Origin of the sequence: Virgibacillus sp. Bac332, assembly GCF_003667785.1 — a bacterium.
Classification (GTDB): Bacteria; Bacillota; Bacilli; order Bacillales; family Amphibacillaceae; genus Virgibacillus; species Virgibacillus salarius.
On the sequence record NZ_CP033046.1, the window covers coordinates 1,008,251 to 1,030,302 of the forward strand.

The following is a 22,052-nucleotide window of genomic DNA, read 5'->3' on the forward strand; positions in this document are numbered from 1 at the left end:
TTTATGCAATGGGCGACTTATTTATGTTTTGTTTCTATTTCATAATCCAAAATTGCACCATTTTCCGTGTTTTAACTATTCATGTGCAAAATACCCATCTTTTTTGTAAAAGATGGGCTGTACATGTAATTATTTCGATGTATAATAGCTTTACTTCTTTTTAGGTATTTTTATTGTGATTTGGTAGTAATCGTCTAAATCCTGTTCATCTGATTCAACTTCTACTCCCGTATCTGACACCATATTTAAAGACTGTCTAATGGTGTTCATTGCAATTCGAATATCCTTATTGAACCCTTTTCTCTTTGGCGCTTTCTTTTTCGTTGTAGATTGTTGCTCATTTAATTTTTTAATTCGATCTTCTGTTTGTTTAACATTTAGGTCATTATCCAAAATATCTTGTAATAATTTAATCTGCTTTTCTTCATCTTTCAATTTAATGAGTGCGCGTGCATGTCTTTCTGTGATGTATTTACCCAATAATGCCTCTTGTACGGGCTGTGGCAATTTTAATAAACGAAGCTTATTAGCAATTGTAGATTGATTCTTGCCTAAACGTTGTGCTAATGCTTCCTGCGTTAATGAATGTATTTCCAATAGTCTAGCGTAAGCAGTTGCCTCTTCTATAACTGTTAATTCCTCTCGTTGCAAGTTCTCAATTAATGCTACGGAGGCAGTTTCAGCATCTGTCATTTCACGAATAATAGCCGAGATGTATTCCCATCCCAATGATTGCACTGCTCTCCATCTGCGTTCCCCAGCTATTAACTCATATTTTTCTTCCTCGCCATCCACCTCTAACTTACGTACGACGATTGGTTGAATCATTCCATGCGTATGAATTGTCTGTGCGAGTTCTTTTATTTTTTCTTCACTAAAAATCGATCTTGGTTGAAATCGATTGGCCTCTATATGATTGATAGGAATCTGAATAACTTCATCAGGATGAAACGATTCCATTTCAGCATCTGAATCCGCTTCAGATTTATCACCTATTCCAAAAAATCGGTTAAAGGGCTTCACCATAATCCCACACCACCTCTATTGTACTTGATATGCTTATCTATGTATAAAATATAAAATGTTTCACGTGAAACATTTTATATGAATCTATCATTATTATAGCACAGGAAAAGGTATTCATAAGAAAAGCGCGGGGCAACTTGACTACTCCCAACATGCCTTTACAAATCTTTTATTTCCTTAAGGAAAGTGCTAAAGACCTATAAAAAAGGCAGTAAATCTAGACATTTCATCACTTATACGTTCATATCGCTTAAGAAAAAACGCTGCAGCAAAAATGCTACTGCGCTTGTATAAAAACTACACACCCATGTACATGTTGCTGGATGATAGTGCATCAGCTTATATTTTATCACATTTTTTAGCCAAAGAATATCCAATCAGCCTATTTTAAAATTAATGCTTTGATCGCTAAAATTCATACATGTAAGTAATGATAGCTTATTCAATTGGCTCTTTGTTTGGTAAGCCAGCTTTTCTTGGATACTTCTTAGGTGTTTTTCTTACTTTTTTAATCTCTATAATAGATCGTTCGCTAGCTTCTTCAGGCAAAGCAAATGTGTATGTATGCATTAATTTTCCACCTAATAACTCAACTGCCGATTTTGCTTGTCCTACTTCATCCTTTGCCTTTAATCCCTTCATAGCAAGAAAAACTCCATGCTTTTTAGTTAATGGTAAACACAATTCACATAGCACGGACATACGGGCGACAGCTCTTGCTGTTACTATATCAAACGATTCTCGAAATTGGTTCTTCCCGAAATTCTCGGCACGATCATGATAAAAAGCAACGTTATCTAACGCTAACTCCGTTGCTAAGTGATTTAAAAAGCCGATACGTTTTTTTAATGAATCCACAATCGTTACTTTAAGCTGCGGAAAACATATCTTTAAAGGAATACTGGGAAATCCTGCCCCTGCTCCGACATCACAGATAGTTAAGTCTGTAGTGAAATCATAATAAAAGGCCGCACTTATGGAATCATAAAAATGCTTTAAGTAGACATCCTTTTCTTCTGTTAAACCAGTAAGATTTATTTTTTCATTCCATTCAACTAACGTACGATAATAGATAGCAAATTGTTCCTGCTGCTGTTGATTTAGATCGATTCCTTTTATCCTTAAAGCTTGTACAAATTGTTCTGGGTTCATACCGTTAACTCCTTATGTAGAGGGTGTTACAGAAAGGAATAACAGCTGTATACCTTTCTGTAACCTGAAATATCCTAAACACTCCTGCATCAGTCCACTGTCAATCAAATACTAATTCGCCAAACGAGCGATATTTCCTTGTTCAATATATACGATTAAAATGGATATATCTGCAGGATTGACCCCTGAAATTCGTGACGCTTGACCTACGGATAGTGGTCTTACCTTTTTAAGCTTTTCTTTTGCTTCTGTAGCTATTCCACTAATATCATCATAATCAATATCTACTGGAATTTTCTTATCTTCCATCTTAAGCATACGCTCTACTTGTTCATTTGCTTTTTTGATATAGCCTTCATATTTTATTTGAATACCGACCTGTTCCGTTACTTCAGCGGATAATTTGGGATCTGCTTGGATAATAGATGATAATAAATCATAGGATAATTCTGGACGCTTCAATAAATCATAAGCTTTTATAGCTTCTTTTAGAGGTGTTGCACCTGCTTGCTCAAGCAGGTAGTTTACCTCTTCAGAAGGTTTTATAATTAGCTTGAACAATCGATTTTTCTCTTCTTCTACCAGTCGATTTTTCTCGACAAATTTAGCATAGCGTTCTTCTGAGATAAGACCAAGCTGGTAGCCTAATTCAGTCATTCGTAAATCAGCATTATCATGTCTTAATAATAGACGATATTCCGCACGAGAAGTAAGAAGACGATAGGGCTCATTGGTTCCTTTTGTTACTAAATCATCTATTAGTACACCAATATAAGCTTGGGATCGATCTAGAATAACTGGTTCTTTATCCAATACTTTTGCTGCGGCATTAATTCCTGCCATAATTCCTTGAGCAGCAGCTTCTTCATAACCCGAAGTACCGTTAATTTGACCAGCAGTAAACAATCCAGGAATTTTTTTTGTTTCCAAGGTTGGCCACAGCTGTGTTGGTACAATTGCATCATATTCAATTGCATAGCCTGCGCGCATAATTTCTGCATTCTCTAGTCCTTCTACACTTCTTACCATTTCATGTTGAATGGATTCAGGAAGTGATGTGGAAAGTCCTTGTACATAAACCTCTTCCGTATCTCTTCCTTCTGGTTCTAGGAAAATTTGATGACGAGGTTTATCATTAAATCGAACAATTTTGTCTTCAATAGACGGGCAATAACGAGGACCCGTTCCCCTTTTCATACCAGAATACATGGATGAAAGTGATAGGTTCTCATTAATTATTTCATGTGTAAATTCATTTGTATACGTTAACCAACATGGGATTTGCTCCGTAATATATTCCGTTGTTTCATAAGAAAAACTTTGTGGTTTTTCATCACCTGGTTGGATCTCTGTTTTTGAATAATCAATGGTATGACTATTTACTCTTGGTGGAGTACCTGTTTTAAAGCGAGTAATCTCAAACCCAAGCTCTTCTAAGTTTTCGGATAGCTTAATTGTTGGGCGTTGGTTATTAGGACCACTCTCATACTCCAGATCCCCCATTAAAACTTTCCCACGCATAAACGTACCAGTAGTAATTATAACTGTTTCTGCACTATAAGCAGCATTCGTTTCAGTAATAACACCTTTACATATGCCATTTTCGACAATTAATTGATCTACCATACCTTGACGTAGTGTAAGATTTCTTTCATTTTCAATTATTTGTTTCATTTCTTTTATATATAAAGGCTTATCAGCTTGTGCACGCAAAGCCTGCACAGCTGGTCCTTTCCCAGTATTTAACATACGCATTTGAATATACGTTTTATCAATTACTTTTGCCATAACACCGCCAAGTGCATCTATTTCACGAACCACTATACCTTTAGCAGGTCCGCCTATTGACGGGTTACATGGCATAAAGGCAATCATATCTAGGTTGAGTGTGAGCATTAATGTCTTTGCACCCATTTTTGCTGCAGCGAGACCTGCTTCTACTCCAGCATGCCCTGCACCAACTACAATCACGTCATAATGACCTGCATCATATGTCATTGGTCTTCATCCTTTCTATATTTTCATTACCAATATCAAAAAAAACGATAGTTTTTATTTACTTTCCTAAACAAAATTGTGAAAACAGCTGATCAATTAAACTGTCACTTGCTGTATCACCAATAATTTCTCCTAATAATTCCCATGTTCTTGTAACATCAATTTGAACAATATCCAGAGGCATTTCTAATTTTAGAGCATCGATAGCATCTTCTAATGCACGGCTGGCTTGTTTTAATAACTGAATATGTCGTACATTTGAAACATACGTTAGATCTCCGGTATCAATTTCCCCTTCGAAGAACGTTTTAGAAATCGCATTTTCTAATTCATCTACACCTTCTTCTTCAATTAATGAGGTAGTGACAACTGGTTTATTCTCTGCTAGCACTTTTACCCGCTCTAAATCCAATTTTTGCTCAAGGTCTGTCTTATTAATTATTACAATATAATTAAGTCCCTGTATTGCTGTAAATAATTTTTCGTCTTCCTCTGTTAAATCATCGTTATAGTTCAAAACGAATAAAATCAAATCAGACTCTTTTAATACCTGTCTAGAGCGTTCCACACCAATCTTCTCAACAATATCTTCTGTTTCTCTAATACCTGCTGTATCTACCAAACGTAGTGGAACACCTCTTACGTTTACATACTCTTCAATAATATCCCGTGTTGTCCCTGGTATTTCTGTTACAATGGCCTTATTTTCTTGAACCAGTGTATTCATTAACGAAGACTTACCGACATTTGGTCTACCAATAATAGCCGTTGCTAAGCCTTCTCTTAATATTTTGCCTTGTTTAGCAACCTGTAACAGCTTCTCTATTTCTGCATGAACTTCTTTTGTCTTCTTACGCATCATTTCATGTGACATTTCTTCCACATCATCATATTCAGGATAATCAATATTCACCTCAACATGAGCAACTGTTTCCAATAGATCCTGTCGTAGACGCTCAATTAAAGTAGACAAACGACCATCCATTTGTTTTAGAGCTACCGACATTGCTTTGTCTGTTTTAGCCCGGATTAAATCCATTACCGCCTCAGCTTGAGACAAATCTATTCTGCCATGTAGAAAGGCTCGTTTGGTAAACTCACCAGGCTCTGCTAAACGTGCTCCTTTACTCAATATAATTTCCAGCACACGATTTACAGCAACCATTCCACCATGACAGTTAATTTCAACTACATCTTCACGTGTAAATGTTTTCGGCGCTCGCATCACAGAAACCATTACTTCCTCAGCAATCTCATTTGATTGTGGATCGATAATTTTCCCATAGTTAATAGTATGCGACGCTACCTGCTTTAAATCATTGCCTTTGAATATTTCCGTAGTTATTGAAATTGCTTCAGGACCACTTAATCGGACAATTGCTATCGCCCCTTCACCAATCGGTGTGGATATTGCAGTAATTGTATCTGTTTCCATTGCTCTTCACCTCCAACATAAAGTTATATATATAGAACGTATAATTATTTTTATCGTCACTAACTTAATAGAATATCATACTTTTTAATAAAAATAAAGTTATCCACAACACATCCCTGCTAAACGTGATAAGGTTTATGCACATGTGGATAACTTTATTCGATATACGCTTCCTGCTTCGTGAATTGTACACAATCTGTCAAAATAATGCTACCCTTTTTCAAAAAAAATTCCGCCTAGTTTGGCACTAAGCGGATAATTTTTGATTTATTTCTTACTAGCCATATTAAGGCTGTATTACAATATGACGATGTGGCTCTTTACCATCAGAATATGTCGAAACTTCTTCATTTGCTTGTAGCACACTATGAATAATTTTACGTTCGAAGGCAGGCATTGGCTCCAAAGCTACCTTTTTATTCATGCGGATAGCCTTATCTGCCATTTTTAACGCAAGCGACTCAAGTGTCTCTTTTCTACGTCCCCGATAACCTTCAGCATCTAGTGTCACCGTATAATATTGCTTTCCTTCTTTATTGATAACAAGATGTAGTAAATATTGTAAGGCATTTAAAGTTTGTCCTCTTTTTCCAATAAGTAAAGCTATATTATCACCCTGTACATCATAGGTTACATGATTTTCCTCTACCTTTGTAAAAATCGTAGCATCTATATGCATCTGTTTTATGATTTGCTGTAAATATTTTTCCGTTTCTTCTATCTGATTTTTGACAGTCGATACCTTTACAAAAGCGCGTTTGGACCCGAAAACACCTAGTAACCCTTTTTTTCCTTCATCAATCACGTCGATTTCGACTTGGTCCCTTGTTGTATTTAACTGCTCTAATGCTGATTGGACCGCTTCTTCAACCGTTTGTCCACTAGCAGTTATTTCTCTCACTTTTTGTCTCCTCCATTACTTTTATCAGCCATCATTGGTTTACGGATAAATAGTGTTTGGGCAACCATAAAGATATTCCCTACTACCCAATATAACGCCAATGCTGCTGGGAAGAATATTGCAAAAACACCAATCATAATAGGCATCACATAAAGCATAACCATCATTTGTGGATTTTGAGCGGCTGGACTTCCTGACATCATCAATTTTTGCTGGAACCACGTAGCTGCTGCAGCAATAATCGGTAAAATGAAAAATGGATCCGGCGCACCTAGCTCAAACCACAGAAAACTATGTGTTTTGATGGATTCCGTACGCATAATTGCATGATACATGGCAATTAAAATAGGCATTTGAATAAATATTGGTAAGCACCCTGCAAGCGGATTTACCCCATTCTTTTGAAATAATGCCATTGTTTCCTGCTGTAGTTTTTGCTGTGTATTTGCATCTTTCGAGCTATATTTCTGTTGCAGTTCCTTCAACTTAGGCTGAATATCCTGCATAGCTTTTGAACTCTTTAATTGTTTCACATTTAGTGGTAGCAGTACTAGCCTTACTAAAATAGTAACGATTACAATCGCTAGACCGTAGTTTTCATTAAATAATTCTGCAAAATATGTGATTAGCATGGATACTGGAAAGACGAAATATTTATTCCAGATACCTTCACTTTCTTCCGTGATAGGTTCATTTACATCGGTACAACCAGAAAGTATTGCTAGCAGACCAATTAAAGTTACCAGCAACCAAAACTTTTTACGCAACACTTTTCCTCCTAACTAAAATAAAAGAGCTAACTCTTTTCTATCAACGAATATTCAAATAGCTTATCCTAAGAGTTATTTTAACCTAAACAAACCTAAGATTCTATATTAAATTTATTGATTTTTTAACAATCGTTCTTTATATAAAAGATGTGTCAAGCTTTTTTTGATTTCATGATATTCCATCTGTTTTGCAGGGTGTCTGGCAATGATTACAATATCATGTGGATACGCAATTTTTTCCTCTAATTCTTGAAAAGACTGACGTAAATAACGCTTAATTCGATTTCTTGTTACCGCATTTCCTATCTTTTTTCCAACAGATAACCCAATTCTGAAATGATTCTGCCCCTTTTTCTCTACATAATAGATGACGAGTTGTCTGTTTGCAAAAGATTTACCACACTTAAACGTATATTGAAATTCTTCATTCTTTTTAATTCGAAATTCTTTCTTCATCTATATCACCTTATTACGTATACCACTTATCAGCTTGTCCCTGATTCTGGTCTTTTCTATGTATAATTATAGAAGAAATATCATTCTTCTATTCTTAAGCTGCCCAACTTATAAGTGGTAATAACACATTAACCCCACTTCTATCTATAAACAATATGTCTAAAGTGGAAAAAAGACCACTGATTATTCAGTGGCCTATGCAGACAAGACTTTTCTTCCTTTACGACGACGACGAGCCAATACTTTACGTCCGTTTTTAGTACTCATACGTGAGCGAAAGCCGTGTACTTTTTTACGTTTGCGATTATTTGGTTGATACGTTCTTTTCATTTATCCTGCACCTCCCTAAGGGATGAAATAATCTTTTATTAAACAGTCAATAGACAGTCTTTGTAATTATACGTAAAAATACTTCCATCTGTCAACTCACTTCTAATTTAAACTATCCACACCCTACTGTTTGGAAATAATCGAGTCTTATTTGCTATCCACAACATATATCGACAGGAAAATCACAAAATATAGTGGTGTGGACAATAATTGTCTACAACCGATGGACTTTGTGGATAACTGTCGAAACCCCATTGCATTCAAAGGGTTTTTCTGATATTATATTTGTGTTTAACTTGTGAAAAAAGAAAACTGAAATTCTAGTTATACACAGACTGTGGATAACTTGTGGATACTTGTTAACATGATTGTTTATGTTGTTATCAACAAAGCTGTGGACAACGTTTATAATTAATTCAAAGCTTATTCCACCTATATTTATTTATCCACACCAATATTATTTTTGTTATACCATTTTAACCCTTCAATTTTAAATACAATTGGAAGTAGACCCAAACGTAAATTCTATTTATCTTGCCTTTCCATCTTTAAAAGATTGAGAGAGGCTTTTTATGTCATTATTACTCATTAATTGGAGCAGTATGCAGTCTTTACGTAAATACTCATTAATTAACATAAATGGTTCCTAATAGAAACATCGATAATTGGAAGTGGATGACATTTATTACAGTGAAAGGAGTGAAATTCTGCTTGGAGAATATACAGGAAATATGGATAGCTACCTTAGAGAGAATTGAAGAAAAAATTAGTAAGCCGAGCTTTGATACATGGTTAAAGAACACAAAAGCAGAAACCATCGAAAACAATACACTTATTGTTTCCGCACCAAATGAATTTGCTAGAGATTGGCTTGAAAATCAATACACAAAGCTTATTTCCGAGATTCTATCAGAAATAACTGGTTCAGATATTGTTGCTAAATTTATACTTCCGAATACAAGTACGTCGATTGATAACTTCGAACCTACACAGAAGCAAAAGCCAAAAGACGATCCTAATGAAGCACCTAAATCCATGTTAAATGCAAAATATACCTTTGATACGTTTGTTATTGGTGCTGGAAACAGATTCGCTCATGCTGCATCCTTGGCTGTAGCTGAGGCACCAGCACAAGCATATAACCCGTTGTTTATATATGGAGGAGTAGGTCTAGGGAAAACACATTTAATGCATGCCATTGGACATTATGTACGTGATCATAATCCAAACGCAAAGGTCGTTTATCTATCTTCTGAGAAATTTACAAACGAATTTATTAACGCAATTATGGATAATAAAACAGTTAACTTTCGTAATAAATATCGAAATGTTGATGTTCTGCTAATTGATGATATTCAATTTATAGCAGGTAAGGAATCGACACAGGAAGAATTTTTCCATACATTTAATGCATTACATGACGATAATAAACAAATAATTATTTCAAGTGATCGGCCACCAAAAGAGATTCCAACTTTAGAGGACAGGCTTCGCTCTCGCTTTGAATGGGGATTAATTACAGATATTACACCACCGGATTTAGAGACCAGAATTGCTATCTTAACAAAAAAAGCAAAAGCAGAAGGACTCGACATTCCAAATGAGGTTATGCTTTATATCGCTAATCAAATTGATACGAATATTCGCGAGCTAGAAGGTGCGCTTATTCGAATTGTTGCTTATTCATCCTTAGTTAATCAAGATATTGATGCATCACTAGCTGCTGATGCTTTAAAAGATATTATTCCTAGTAATCAACCAAAGATAATAACTATCCAGAGCATTCAAGAAACGGTTGGAGCAAAATATAATGTACGATTAGAAGATTTTATTGCCAAAAAACGGACAAAATCGATTGCTTTTCCACGCCAGATTGCTATGTATCTATCTCGAGAAATGACAGACGCATCCTTACCAAAAATCGGTGAAGAGTTCGGTGGGCGAGATCATACTACAGTAATTCATGCTCATGAAAAAGTATCAAAGTTGATGGAAAAGGATACGCAATTAGTAAAAGAACTTGAAGAATTGAAAGAGCAATTAAAATCACTTTAAATTATAACTCTCACTTTCTCATTTTCAGCTAATTAAAGATCCTGTGAAAACTGTGGAAAACAGAGACAACCTTATAAACAAGTTGTCCACATGTGAATAACCTTAGCGCATTGACAAAAACAGATTTATCCACATAATCACAGCCCTTATTATTATTATTACTATATTTTTATAAAATAATATAATTAAAAAGAACTTCCACTAGGAGGATTTATTTCATGAAATTTATCATTCAGCGAGATCAATTAATAGCAAGTGTTCAAAATGTAATGAAGGCTATTTCATCTAGAACGGTTATTCCTATATTAACTGGAATAAAAATTGAAGCTAGACAAGACGGTATAACCTTAACAGGAAGTGATTCTGATATATCTATTGAGTCCTATATTCCTGCTGAAGAAAACGGTACGGTTAATGTTGAGTACATTGAAGAAGGAAGTATTGTACTACAAGCGAAGTATTTCCCAGACATTGTTCGCAAACTTCCTGAAAAGACGATAGAAATACATGCAGATGAAAACTTAAAAGTAACCATTCGCTCAGGAAAAGCAGAATTTAATTTAAATGGACAAGATGCTACAGAATATCCACAATTACCTAAATTACAGACAGATGATAGTTTTGAACTACCAATTGATTTACTAAAGAGCTTAATTAAACAAACGGTATTTGCTGTATCCACAATGGAAACTCGACCAATCTTAACGGGTGTAAATGTAAAATTAGAAAATCAAACACTTACATTTACAGCGACAGATAGTCATCGACTAGCTTCTAGAACGATACCAGTAGCAGATACTACCAATGAATTTTCTAATGTTGTTGTTCCGGGAAAAAGTCTAAATGAATTAAACAAAATCTTAGATGATACAGAGGATAAGGTTGAAATTAGTGTAACTAGTAATCAAATTTTATTCCGAACAAAACATTTGAATTTCTTATCCCGTTTATTAGACGGTAATTATCCAGAAACCTCTCGGTTAATTCCTGATCAAAGCAAAACGGTATTGCATGTTAAAACGAAAGAATTATTAAGTACAATTGATCGTGCTTCCCTATTAGCTAAAGAAGAACGCAATAATGTAGTTCGTTTAACTACACAAGGTGATCAGCTAGTAGAAATTGCAAGTAATCATCCAGAAGTTGGAAATGTTACAGAAGAAGTTGCGGTATCTTCAATAGAGGGAGAAGAGTTAAAGATTTCATTTAGTTCTAAATACATGATGGATGCATTGAAAGCCATTGAATTTGAGGATGTGAATATCGAATTCACTGGAGCGCTACGACCATTTATTATTCATCCAGCAAATGAAGACTCTATCCTGCAGTTAATTGTACCTGTGAGAACATACTAAAAATAGCTCATGCTTTCCGTTAATTTAATCAAAAAATTAACAATCACTTTGATATTTCAGCGTAAAATTTAATAAAAAGCTCTTATCGGACGAAGATAAGGGCTTTTTACATCTGTATAAGTGATTTTTAGCTTAAATAAGCGATTATTTTAGGATATAAAGGGTCATACCTTTCCTTAATGGAAAATCTTTAGTAAAATAAGAATAGAGGATAAATAGATACGTGTTTTACAAATATGACCTAAAAGAGTGATAATATGCCTGAAAAAATAACTATACGAACGGAATATATCTCCTTAGGCCAATTCATCAAGCTTGCCAATGTTTTAGAATCTGGTGGTATGGTAAAAGCCTATTTACAAGATGTTGGCGTCTTAGTTAATGGTGAACGAGAACATAGGCGAGGGAGAAAGCTATATCCTGGTGATGTGGTGAAGATTGAGGAAATCGGGTCTTTTCTCGTTACAGATTGATAAAAAATGAATTAACATATAGAGTCTTAGAAAATGATTTTGACGGTTAAAATAAAACTTGCTTGTTTCTGACGCAGCTTTTTTCATTCTGCGTCTGCAATTCGTTCAGGTTCAAGCTATTTTTGCTGCTTTGCAATCTCATTACTAGGAAGAATTTAACAGGCATCAGCAAGCCGTCATTCATAAAAATCTGTTTTCGAAAAACGTTATTTCAATAGATTACCTACGTTAAAAGGATGGAATCATAATTTTTTATGATTAGAAGAGGATTAACTATGCATATTGAAAAGCTACAATTAAAAAATTACCGTAATTACCATAAATTGGATATATCATTTGATGATAAGATAAATGTAATTATCGGTGAAAATGCGCAGGGGAAAACGAATTTAATGGAGGCTATCTACCTGCTTGCCTTTACAAAGTCCCATCGAACTCCTAGAGAAAAGGAATTGATCAAATGGGATGAAGAATATGCTAAAATAGAAGGTAGAATTACTAAAAGAAAACAATCTTTTCCGCTAGAAATCGTAATCTCCTCAAAAGGGAAAAAGGCGAAGTTAAATCGATTGGAACAAAAGCGGTTAAGTGATTATATAGGAGCGCTAAATGTTGTTATGTTTGCTCCAGAGGATTTAACACTTGTAAAAGGAGCACCACAAATTCGCAGACGTTTCATTGATATGGAACTTGGCCAAATACAGCCTCGTTACATCTATCATTTAGGACAGTACCAAAAAATCCTTAAACAACGTAATTCTGTTCTAAAACAATTGCAACGCAGATCGGATCAAGATACTACGATGTTGCAGGTTTTAACAGAGCAGCTCGCAGAACATGCCGCAACTCTATTGGAAAGGCGGTTTGTTTTTTTGGATTTATTAAGAAAATGGGCTAGTCCGATACATTATGGTATTAGTCGTCAACTTGAAAGTCTGGAAATAAAGTATTCTCCGACAATAGAAGTATCAGAAGAAGCAAATAAGGAGAAAATAGAAGATATATACTGTGAAAAATTCAAAAGCATTCAAGAAAAAGAGATCGAGAGAGGGACAACATTAATTGGCCCGCATCGTGACGATCTGCTGTTTTATGTTAATCATAGAGACGTACAAACCTATGGATCACAAGGACAGCAGCGAACAGCAGCTTTATCTGTAAAACTAGCAGAGATTGAATTAATTTATAGTGAGGTAGGAGAATACCCCATTTTATTGTTGGATGATGTGTTAAGCGAACTAGATGATTTCCGACAATCTCATCTTTTAAACACAATTCATGGTAAAGTTCAGACCTTCGTATCCACCACAAGTGTTGATGGCATTAATCATGAAACATTAGAAAAAGCGGAAATCTTTCGTGTGCAGGAAGGAAAAGTAGAAGCATAATGTGGGGGGATACAGATGTTTATTCATATTGGAAATGATACCGTCATTCACTCGAGTGATGTTGTTGCTATTATTGATTATCATTTAATTTCATCATCAACCATTATGGAAGAGTTAATGACAGAATCATTAAAAGAGAAGCGAGTAGCTGGACCGATTGAACATGCAAAATCAGTCATGATTACGAAAGAGATGATGTATTATAGCACTTTATCTGTCTCTACTCTGAAAAAAAGAGCAAGTATGATATCTACAATCAGCAAGCTCGATGATTTTTCAGACGAAATTAAGGAACTAGATTCCGAAGAAGTTTAGAAATGGATGTGAAAACATGTCAATGGAAGATAAGATCATGAATGAACAGGCCTATGATGCAGATCAAATACAGGTACTTGAAGGGCTAGAAGCGGTCCGTAAACGTCCCGGAATGTATATTGGTTCAACAAGTGAAAAAGGCTTGCATCATCTCGTCTGGGAAATTGTAGATAACAGTATTGATGAAGCCCTAGCTGGCTATTGTGATAAGATCGAGGTTATTATCGAAAAGGATAATAGTATAACGGTAAAGGATAATGGACGCGGTATCCCTGTTGATATCCAGAAAAAAACAGGACGCCCAGCTTTAGAAGTTATTATGACTGTCCTTCATGCCGGAGGAAAGTTCGGTGGTGGTGGTTATAAGGTTTCTGGTGGGCTTCATGGCGTAGGTGCTTCTGTTGTTAATGCGCTGTCTACTAATTTAGAGGTACATGTCCATCGAGATAATAAAATTCATTATTTACAGTTTAAAAAAGGTGTTCCACAAGGGGAAATTGAAGTAGTTGGCGAAACAGATATTACGGGAACAATTACACATTTCAATCCTGATCCAGAAATCTTTAACGAAACCACGACGTATAATTTTGATACGTTATCTCAACGTCTTAGAGAGTTAGCATTTCTAAATAAGGGAATCAATATTTCCATTGAAGATAAGCGAACAGACTCAGAGCCAATTAATTATCATTATGAGGGTGGAATTAGCTCTTATGTAGAATATATAAATCGCACAAAGGAAATCTTGCATGAGCCTTTTTATGCTGAAGGAGAAGAGCAAGGGATATCTGTAGAAGTTGCCATTCAATACAATGATGGCTTTACGAGCAATCTCTATTCATTTGCCAATAATATTCATACCTATGAGGGCGGTATGCATGAATCTGGGTTTAAAACAGGATTGACACGTGTGATTAACGATTATGCTAGAAAGAATAACTTATTTAAGGAAAATGATCCGAATTTATCTGGAGACGATGTTCGCGAAGGATTGACAGCAATTGTTTCCGTTAAACATCCTGATCCTCAGTTTGAAGGTCAAACAAAGACTAAATTAGGTAATAGTGAAGTACGGACAGTTACCGATTCTGTTTTTAGTGAAACCTTTTCTAAATTTTTATTCGAAAATCCAAACGTTGCTAAAATCGTTGTAGAAAAAGGATTAATGGCTTCACGTGCCCGGGCAGCGGCGAAAAAAGCTCGTGAACTGACACGTAGAAAAAGTGCGTTGGAAGTATCCAATTTACCTGGTAAACTTGCAGATTGTTCTTCAAAGGATGCTAAAATCAGTGAATTGTACATTGTGGAGGGAGATTCTGCGGGAGGATCTGCTAAACAAGGACGTGACCGACATTTTCAAGCAATCTTACCTTTACGTGGAAAGATTTTAAACGTAGAAAAAGCGCGGCTTGATAAAATTTTATCAAATAATGAAGTGCGAACGATTATTACTGCTTTAGGTACAGGGATTGGCGAGGATTTTGATATCACTAAAGCGCGTTATCATAAAATTGTGCTTATGACAGATGCCGATGTTGATGGTGCCCATATTCGAACGTTATTGTTAACCTTCTTTTATCGTTATATGCGCCCACTTATTGAGCATGGCTATGTTTATATTGCGCAGCCACCTCTTTACAAGATACAACAAGGTAAGGCTGTTCATTATGCCTACAATGACAAAGAGATGGAACGGATATTAGAGGAAATACCGAAAGCTCCAAAACCAGGCTTGCAGCGATATAAAGGTTTAGGGGAAATGAATGCAACGCAACTTTGGGAAACAACAATGAGTCCAGAATCACGTACCCTTCTTCAAGTTGAATTATCTGATGCAATTGACGCTGATCAGATTTTTGATGTGCTGATGGGAGATAAAGTGGAACCACGAAGAAACTTTATCCAAGAGAATGCCCAATATGTAAAGAATTTGGATATTTAGATAAAGCCACGTTCCACGTTGTTATATAAAATATAAAGCCAGCTTCTCAGGCTTTATAGGTTTTGGTTGTACTAGTGAATGGAGGTAGTATTACAATGGCGGATCAGCAACGTCCAAATGTACAGGAGATAAATCTTAGTCAGGAAATGCGTACATCATTCCTTGATTATGCAATGAGTGTTATTGTCTCACGTGCTCTTCCAGATGTTCGTGACGGATTAAAGCCTGTTCATCGTAGAATATTATATGCAATGAATGATTTAGGTATGCATGCAGATAAAGCTTATAAAAAATCTGCTCGTATCGTTGGTGAAGTAATTGGTAAATATCATCCACATGGTGATTCAGCTGTTTATGAAGCTATGGTAAGGATGGCGCAGGATTTTAGTTATCGAAATATGCTGGTAGATGGGCATGGTAATTTTGGTTCTGTAGATGGAGATTCAGCGGCAGCAATGCGTTATACGGAAGCAAGAATGTCAAAAATATCCATGGAATTATTGCGTGATATCAATAAAGATACAATCGATTATACGGATAACTATGATGGCTCAGAAAGGGAACCAGTTGTTTTCCCTTCTAGATTTCCTAACTTACTTGTTAATGGAGCATCAGGGATAGCTGTAGGGATGGCAACAAATATTCCACCACATAATCTTGGTGAAACAATAGATGCCGTACTTGCGCTAAGTAAAGATCCAGAAATTACAATTGATGAACTGATGGAGGATTATATTCATGGTCCTGATTTCCCTACAGCTGGGCAAATTCTTGGTAGGAGTGGAATTCGCAAAGCATATGAAACAGGGAAAGGCTCTGTTACTATTCGAGCAAAAGTCAATATTGAAGAGAAGCCAAACGGAAAGTCTACGATTATTGCAACTGAATTACCATATCAGGTAAATAAAGCAAAGCTGATAGAGAAGATTGCTGAGCTTGTACGAGATAAACGAATTGACGGAATTACTGATTTACGAGATGAATCAGATCGTGATGGGCTACGTGTCGTTATTGAACTCCGTCGGGATGTAAATGCGAATGTTGTTCTTAATAATTTATATAAACATACTGCGTTGCAAACTACCTTTGGGATAAATACGTTGGCATTAGTAGACGGACAACCTAAAGTACTTTCAATCAAACAATGTCTTATTCATTATTTAGAGCATCAAAAAGTAATTATTAAACGGCGTACAGCATTTGAATTGCGAAAAGCTGAGGCACGTGCACATATTTTAGAGGGGTTGCGAATTGCGCTTGATAATTTGGATGAGGTTATTGCGCTTATTCGTAGTTCAAAGACAACAGATATTGCACGTACTGGACTAATTGAACGTTTTGATCTATCTGAGAAACAAGCACAAGCAATTTTAGATATGCGTTTACAACGTTTAACAGGTCTTGAACGTGAAAAAATTGAAAATGAGTATAAAGAACTTCAAAAACTAATTGAAGAGTTAAAAGCGATTTTAGCGGATGAAGAAAAGGTATTAGAGATTATTCGTGAAGAGCTAACAGAAATTAAGGAACGCTTTAATGATGATCGTCGAACTGAAATTGTTGTTGGTGGTAGTGATTTCTTTGAGGACGAAGATCTAATCCCAGAAGAAAACATTGTTATTACATTAACACATCAGGGATATATCAAACGATTACCTTCTTCTACCTATCGTACTCAGAAGCGTGGCGGTCGTGGTATCCAAGGAATGGGAACGAATGAGGATGATTTTGTTGAACATCTTGTCTCTACTTCTACCCATGACACTATATTATTCTTCACAAATAAAGGTAAAGTGTACAAGGCAAAAGGATATGAAGTGCCAGAGTTCAGTAGAACTGCAAAAGGAATTCCCATTATTAATCTGTTGCAAATTGAGAAAGGCGAATGGGTGAATGCGGTTATCTCTGTAAAAGACTATCGTGAAGATCAATTTTTATTTTTTACAACGAAGCACGGTATTTCTAAACGTACGTCACTTGCCCAATTTGCAAATATTCGTAAAGGTGGACTTATTGCAGTAGGACTTCGAGAAGAAGATGAGCTGATCTCAGTGCGGCTAACTGATGGTACAAAGGATATGATGATTGCAACGAAAAATGGCTATTTAATTCGTTTTCCAGAGGACCAAATACGATCTATGGGAAGGACTGCAGCTGGCGTAAAGGGTATATCATTACGTGAAGATGATGAGGTTGTTTCCATGGAAATCTTACAGGAAGATGCTAAGATTCTCCACGTAACAAGTAAGGGTTATGGTAAACAAACACCAGAGTCAGAGTATCGAATAACAAATCGTGGTGGTAAAGGAATATACACTTGTAATTTAACAGAAAAAACAGGACATGTAGCAGCGGTGAAAGCTGTTTCAGGTAAAGAAGATCTTATGCTAATTACTGTTGCAGGTGTACTCATTCGTATTCCAGTCGAAGATATATCAGAGACTGGACGTAATACGATGGGAGTTCGTTTGATCCGTTTACAGGATGATGAGGAAGTAGCTACTGTAACAAGGATTGATCAGGATGAGGAAGAAGAACAAGTGGATCAGAAAGATCAAGCAGCACAAGATACAACAGAAGATGTGGAAGAATAATTGAAAAGATGGCTGACGTTCGGCCATCTTTTTTTCAACTAGATGAAACACAATGAGATACTATCCTATTTTATATATCTTATTTATCTAGTGGGGAGGAAAGTAATATGCAAGTAAGTCCATTACATCTAATACCAGGCTGTGTTTTAATGAAGGACGTAGAAGGAAAAACGAGTCGTCCGATAATCCCTAAGCAGACTGTGCTTACAGAGCAGCATATTGTTGTATTACAAAAATTCCTAGTGAAAACCGTTCATGTCTCTCCAAAGTTGGCAGATGGTAGTGAATATCAGCCGAAAGAGGAAGAAATGCAGCAAAGAAAGAGTGATTTGTTAGAAACTAACCTTCGTGAGGAAACATCATCTTTACCATTTGCAGCACATTATCAGCTAGCTGTTAAGCAATACAAAGCGCTCTTTGTATCTTGGCAAAACGGCTCAGCTATTGATATTACTCAAGTACGTAAGTTGATTATTCCTTTGTTAGGGCGAATGAAAGACATCAGCCAGGCAATCTATACTATACATCACTATGCAACTAGGGAGGACTATTTCTTTCATCATAATGTGGCGGTGGCTATTTTATCGGCTTATCTCGGATACAAAACCGGATACGCAAAAGGAGAATGGTTACAAGTTGGTCTAGCAGGATTTTTAAGTGATTGTGGAATGGCAAGAATTGATCCTGCCATCGTGAAGAAACATCATTTTTTAACAACTGAAGATTTATTAGAAGTAAAAAAGCATCCTACTTATTCCTATCGAATAACCGAGAAATTACCAACGATTAAACAAGCTGTTAAACAAGCAGTCTTACAACATCACGAGCGAATGGATGGCAGTGGTTATCCACTTGGATTATCCAAAGGGAAAATTCATCGTTATGCTCGGATTGTCGCTGTTTGTGATATGTACCATGCTATGATTTGTGATCGGTTATATAAGGAAAAGCAATCCCCTTTTAAGGTAATGGAGAAACTGCGGCAGGAGCAATTTTCTAAGTTAGATCCAGATGTAGTTCATACTTTTGTGCAGGGTATTACCAATTTCCCCGTAGGGACAAAGGTAAAGCTATCCAATGCAATGATAGGGGAGATTGTCTTCACTGATGCCAATAAGCCAACTCGACCAATGATAAGGCTACAAGATAATGACGACATCATGGCATTACAAAATCATCCTACTGTTTATATTGAAGAGATTTTAGAGAGTTCGTCTAGCATCGACTGACTCTCTTACAATTTTTTTCGTTGATCGTATAAATTTTCCCCTAATAGAAGTGGCATTTTAGTTGACGTTAATTCTAAGAAGTACAAAATGAATGGATAATCGATGTCGGGTTTTGCGACGAATAAATCTCCCCACCACTCTGTTTCATAACGACAAAGCATGCTTAGATTATATAAAATCAAATAATGTACCATCACTTCGTGAATGGACAGATAATCTTCACGTTTTAAAGGGAAAAATAATTGTTCTGTAGAACTGTGGACGAAAAATGGGCCAGTTACTTTTTTAACTGGATCAGTAACCTCCATTCGAATCATACGATCATCGTAATCATAATATTTTATATTTGGTAGGTATGGTTGAATTCGGCGAATAAAGGCTGTATCTGTTAAATGATAGGAATCCAGTAAATGAGCTGGAAACTCTAATAGTTTGGAATATTGTTTTCCGACAGGTACCATCTTATGTTCCCCTTGAAATTGAAAGAGTTGATTCATTTCTGGTATTACTGCTAATAAATGTTTCATACTTCTTTTTTCAAATGGAATCGTTTGCTCGTATAAATGCTCAGAAAAGTAAGGGAATAAGCCATTATGTTGTACTTTTACCTCATCATTCATAAATGTATAATCCTTTTTCTTTCTTTTCCTAGCTGTTACACCATGAGCTAATAAGTTGGTCGACTCAGGATAATTTGGGCGTTTGGTTAATAAGCAGGCTTTAATGAAGTGCACCATCCCATAAAAATAAAGAATCGGCTGCATAAAAGGATCAGACTTCCTTCCTTGCTGATAAAATCGGTTCCCATGGTTTAAATAATAGATAAAGGCATTACAATTCTCATAGCTCTTCGCTTCCGGATCTGGAAGTTTTAACTGTGTATAACAATGGCATAAATAGCTTTGTGCAGTTTGTTGGGATTGTAAGTAATTAACAAAGGAGATAATCGGATTCATAGATGATACCTCTTAACTATTAAAAAATTTTGAATCTATTTATTTTTTTATTTCCAACAATCTCTTGTTGAAAAAGCTAATATGTTGGCGTATTGTAAATAAAAATAGAAGTACTACTAGTGTATGCAAGTTCGGTTCTTGCATACATAAGGGTGTAGTGAAAAGCCTAGATAGTTATCTAAACTTATAAGGAGGATAAGCATGCGAGAAGATAAATTTTCTAAAGAAGGTTTAACGTTTGATGATGTTTTGTTAATGCCTGCAAAATCAGAGGTATTGCCAAAGGATGTGGATGTAAGTACACAACTAACGGACAATATAAAGCTCAACACCCCATTAATAAGTGCTGGAATGGATACTGTAACAGAAGCATCGATGGCAATAGCAATGGCTCGACAAGGTGGAATTGGTATTATTCATAAGAATATGTCGATTGAGGAGCAAGCAGAGCAAGTAGATCGTGTTAAACGTTCCGAAAGTGGCGTAATTACAAACCCATTCTTTTTAACTCCAGAACATCAGGTATATGATGCAGAACATTTGATGGGTAAATTTCGCATATCGGGTGTACCGATTGTTAATAACACGGATGAACAGAAGCTTGTAGGAATACTTACGAATCGTGATCTTCGATTTATTCAAGATTATTCTATATTGATTTCAGAAGTGATGACAAGTGAAAATCTGGTAACAGCACCAGTTGGTACAACTTTAGAAGAAGCTGAACAAATCCTCCAACAATATAAAATTGAAAAGCTGCCATTAGTGGATGATCAAACGGTTCTAAAAGGATTAATTACTATAAAAGATATTGAAAAAGTAATTGAGTTTCCACATGCAGCAAAAGATGCGCAAGGTAGACTATTAGCAGGTGCAGCAGTTGGTGTGACAGGAGATGCTATGAAACGAATTGAAAAGCTTGTGGAAGCTGGCGTTGACGCTATCGTTATTGACACAGCTCATGGCCACTCACAAGGGGTTATCGAACAAGTAAAAGCAGTACGTAAGGCTTATCCGTCATTAGATATTATTGCAGGTAACGTAGCAACACCTCAAGCAACGAAAGAGCTGATTGAGGCTGGAGCATCGATTGTTAAAGTAGGAATTGGCCCTGGCTCTATTTGCACTACACGTGTCGTAGCCGGTGTAGGTGTTCCACAAATTACAGCAGTATATGATTGTGCGCAAGCAGCTGCTGAATATAATGTACCTGTTATTGCAGATGGTGGTATCAAGTATTCAGGTGACATTGTAAAAGCATTGGCTGCAGGAGCTCATGCGGTTATGCTAGGTAGCATGTTTGCAGGTGTTTCCGAAAGCCCTGGTGAAACGGAGATTTTCCAAGGAAGACAATATAAAGTTTACCGAGGAATGGGATCTGTTGGTGCAATGAAGGCAGGCTCAAAAGATCGTTATTTCCAAGAGGACTCTGATGTGAAGAAGCTTGTCCCTGAAGGAATTGAAGGTAGAGTTGCTTATAAAGGTCCACTTGCTGATACGATTCATCAATTAATGGGCGGACTTCGTTCTGGAATGGGTTATTGTGGTACAGAAACTATTGATGCACTAAGAGAAGATGCTCAATTCGTAAAAATTACAAATGCGGGGCTAAGGGAAAGTCATCCACATGATGTACAAATTACCAAAGAGGCACCTAATTATTCTATATAGTCTTTA

General features: G+C 36.1%; 18 protein-coding genes. 9 read left to right on the plus strand and 9 right to left on the minus strand.

What is annotated here, in order from left to right:
* Window positions 1-150: 150 nt before the first annotated feature.
* The 8 genes from noc to rpmH all read right to left on the minus strand — a co-directional run bounded on the left by noc (window position 151) and on the right by rpmH (window position 8,068).
* Complete coding sequence (noc, locus tag D9782_RS04735) at window positions 151-1,026, minus strand: nucleoid occlusion protein (protein ID WP_121604241.1); 876 nt, start codon at window positions 1,024-1,026, stop codon at window positions 151-153.
* A gap of 438 nt (window positions 1,027-1,464) precedes the next feature.
* On the minus strand, window positions 1,465-2,178 hold the full coding sequence (gene rsmG / locus D9782_RS04740) for a 16S rRNA (guanine(527)-N(7))-methyltransferase RsmG (protein ID WP_026680115.1): 714 nt from the start codon (window positions 2,176-2,178) through the stop codon (window positions 1,465-1,467).
* Between the two features lie 111 nt (window positions 2,179-2,289).
* Window positions 2,290-4,176 carry a tRNA uridine-5-carboxymethylaminomethyl(34) synthesis enzyme MnmG gene (mnmG, locus tag D9782_RS04745; protein WP_121604242.1) on the minus strand — a complete coding sequence of 629 codons (1,887 nt, stop codon included), beginning with the start codon at window positions 4,174-4,176 and terminating at the stop codon, window positions 2,290-2,292.
* Between the two features lie 58 nt (window positions 4,177-4,234).
* Window positions 4,235-5,611, minus strand: a complete 1,377-nt coding sequence (mnmE, locus tag D9782_RS04750; RefSeq protein WP_121604243.1) for a tRNA uridine-5-carboxymethylaminomethyl(34) synthesis GTPase MnmE — start codon at window positions 5,609-5,611, stop codon at window positions 4,235-4,237.
* A 286-nt stretch (window positions 5,612-5,897) separates the two neighbouring features.
* Window positions 5,898-6,512, minus strand: coding sequence for an RNA-binding cell elongation regulator Jag/EloR (gene jag / locus D9782_RS04755; protein WP_026680118.1), 615 nt, complete (start codon window positions 6,510-6,512; stop codon window positions 5,898-5,900).
* Window positions 6,509-7,279, minus strand: a complete 771-nt coding sequence (spoIIIJ, locus tag D9782_RS04760) for a YidC family membrane integrase SpoIIIJ (RefSeq protein ID WP_026680119.1) — start codon at window positions 7,277-7,279, stop codon at window positions 6,509-6,511. Before spoIIIJ ends, jag begins: the two co-directional genes overlap by 4 nt.
* Before the next feature lie 114 nt (window positions 7,280-7,393).
* Complete coding sequence (rnpA, locus tag D9782_RS04765) at window positions 7,394-7,738, minus strand: ribonuclease P protein component (protein ID WP_121604244.1); 345 nt, start codon at window positions 7,736-7,738, stop codon at window positions 7,394-7,396.
* A gap of 195 nt (window positions 7,739-7,933) precedes the next feature.
* The gene (gene rpmH / locus D9782_RS04770; protein ID WP_021290274.1) at window positions 7,934-8,068 is read right to left on the minus strand and encodes a 50S ribosomal protein L34; all 135 of its coding nucleotides are present in this window, start codon (window positions 8,066-8,068) and stop codon (window positions 7,934-7,936) included.
* Between the two features lie 711 nt (window positions 8,069-8,779).
* Between rpmH and dnaA the strand changes: the two genes are divergently transcribed.
* The 8 genes from dnaA (at window position 8,780) to D9782_RS04810 (ending at window position 19,419) form a co-directional block, all read left to right on the plus strand.
* Complete coding sequence (gene dnaA / locus D9782_RS04775) at window positions 8,780-10,123, plus strand: chromosomal replication initiator protein DnaA (RefSeq protein WP_026680121.1); 1,344 nt, start codon at window positions 8,780-8,782, stop codon at window positions 10,121-10,123.
* 218 nt (window positions 10,124-10,341) lie between these two features.
* The gene (dnaN, locus tag D9782_RS04780) at window positions 10,342-11,478 is read left to right on the plus strand and encodes a DNA polymerase III subunit beta (RefSeq protein ID WP_026680122.1); all 1,137 of its coding nucleotides are present in this window, start codon (window positions 10,342-10,344) and stop codon (window positions 11,476-11,478) included.
* Between the two features lie 257 nt (window positions 11,479-11,735).
* Window positions 11,736-11,951 carry a S4 domain-containing protein YaaA gene (gene yaaA / locus D9782_RS04785; RefSeq protein WP_026680123.1) on the plus strand — a complete coding sequence of 72 codons (216 nt, stop codon included), beginning with the start codon at window positions 11,736-11,738 and terminating at the stop codon, window positions 11,949-11,951.
* A 275-nt stretch (window positions 11,952-12,226) separates the two neighbouring features.
* Entirely contained in the window at window positions 12,227-13,339 is a 1,113-nt protein-coding gene (recF, locus tag D9782_RS04790) for a DNA replication/repair protein RecF (protein WP_026680124.1), read from the plus strand.
* A gap of 15 nt (window positions 13,340-13,354) precedes the next feature.
* Window positions 13,355-13,654: an extracellular matrix regulator RemB gene (remB, locus tag D9782_RS04795; protein ID WP_026680125.1), complete on the plus strand. Its 300-nt coding sequence runs from the start codon at window positions 13,355-13,357 to the stop codon at window positions 13,652-13,654.
* A gap of 16 nt (window positions 13,655-13,670) precedes the next feature.
* Window positions 13,671-15,596 (plus strand): DNA topoisomerase (ATP-hydrolyzing) subunit B, encoded by a 1,926-nt coding sequence (gene gyrB, locus D9782_RS04800; RefSeq protein ID WP_026680126.1) that lies wholly within the window; start codon window positions 13,671-13,673, stop codon window positions 15,594-15,596.
* Window positions 15,597-15,691: 95 nt separating this feature from the next.
* Window positions 15,692-18,190, plus strand: coding sequence for a DNA gyrase subunit A (gyrA, locus tag D9782_RS04805; protein WP_026680127.1), 2,499 nt, complete (start codon window positions 15,692-15,694; stop codon window positions 18,188-18,190).
* Between the two features lie 107 nt (window positions 18,191-18,297).
* A complete protein-coding gene (locus D9782_RS04810) occupies window positions 18,298-19,419 on the plus strand; it encodes an HD-GYP domain-containing protein (RefSeq protein ID WP_121604245.1) in 1,122 nt (373 codons plus the stop codon).
* 5 nt (window positions 19,420-19,424) lie between these two features.
* Here the strand turns inward: D9782_RS04810 and D9782_RS04815 are convergent, their stop codons facing one another.
* Window positions 19,425-20,375 (minus strand): YaaC family protein, encoded by a 951-nt coding sequence (locus D9782_RS04815; RefSeq protein ID WP_026680129.1) that lies wholly within the window; start codon window positions 20,373-20,375, stop codon window positions 19,425-19,427.
* A gap of 201 nt (window positions 20,376-20,576) precedes the next feature.
* On the opposite strand from D9782_RS04815, the gene guaB reads away from it, so the two are divergent.
* Window positions 20,577-22,046 (plus strand): IMP dehydrogenase, encoded by a 1,470-nt coding sequence (guaB, locus tag D9782_RS04820; RefSeq protein WP_026680130.1) that lies wholly within the window; start codon window positions 20,577-20,579, stop codon window positions 22,044-22,046.
* Window positions 22,047-22,052: the final 6 nt, after the last annotated feature.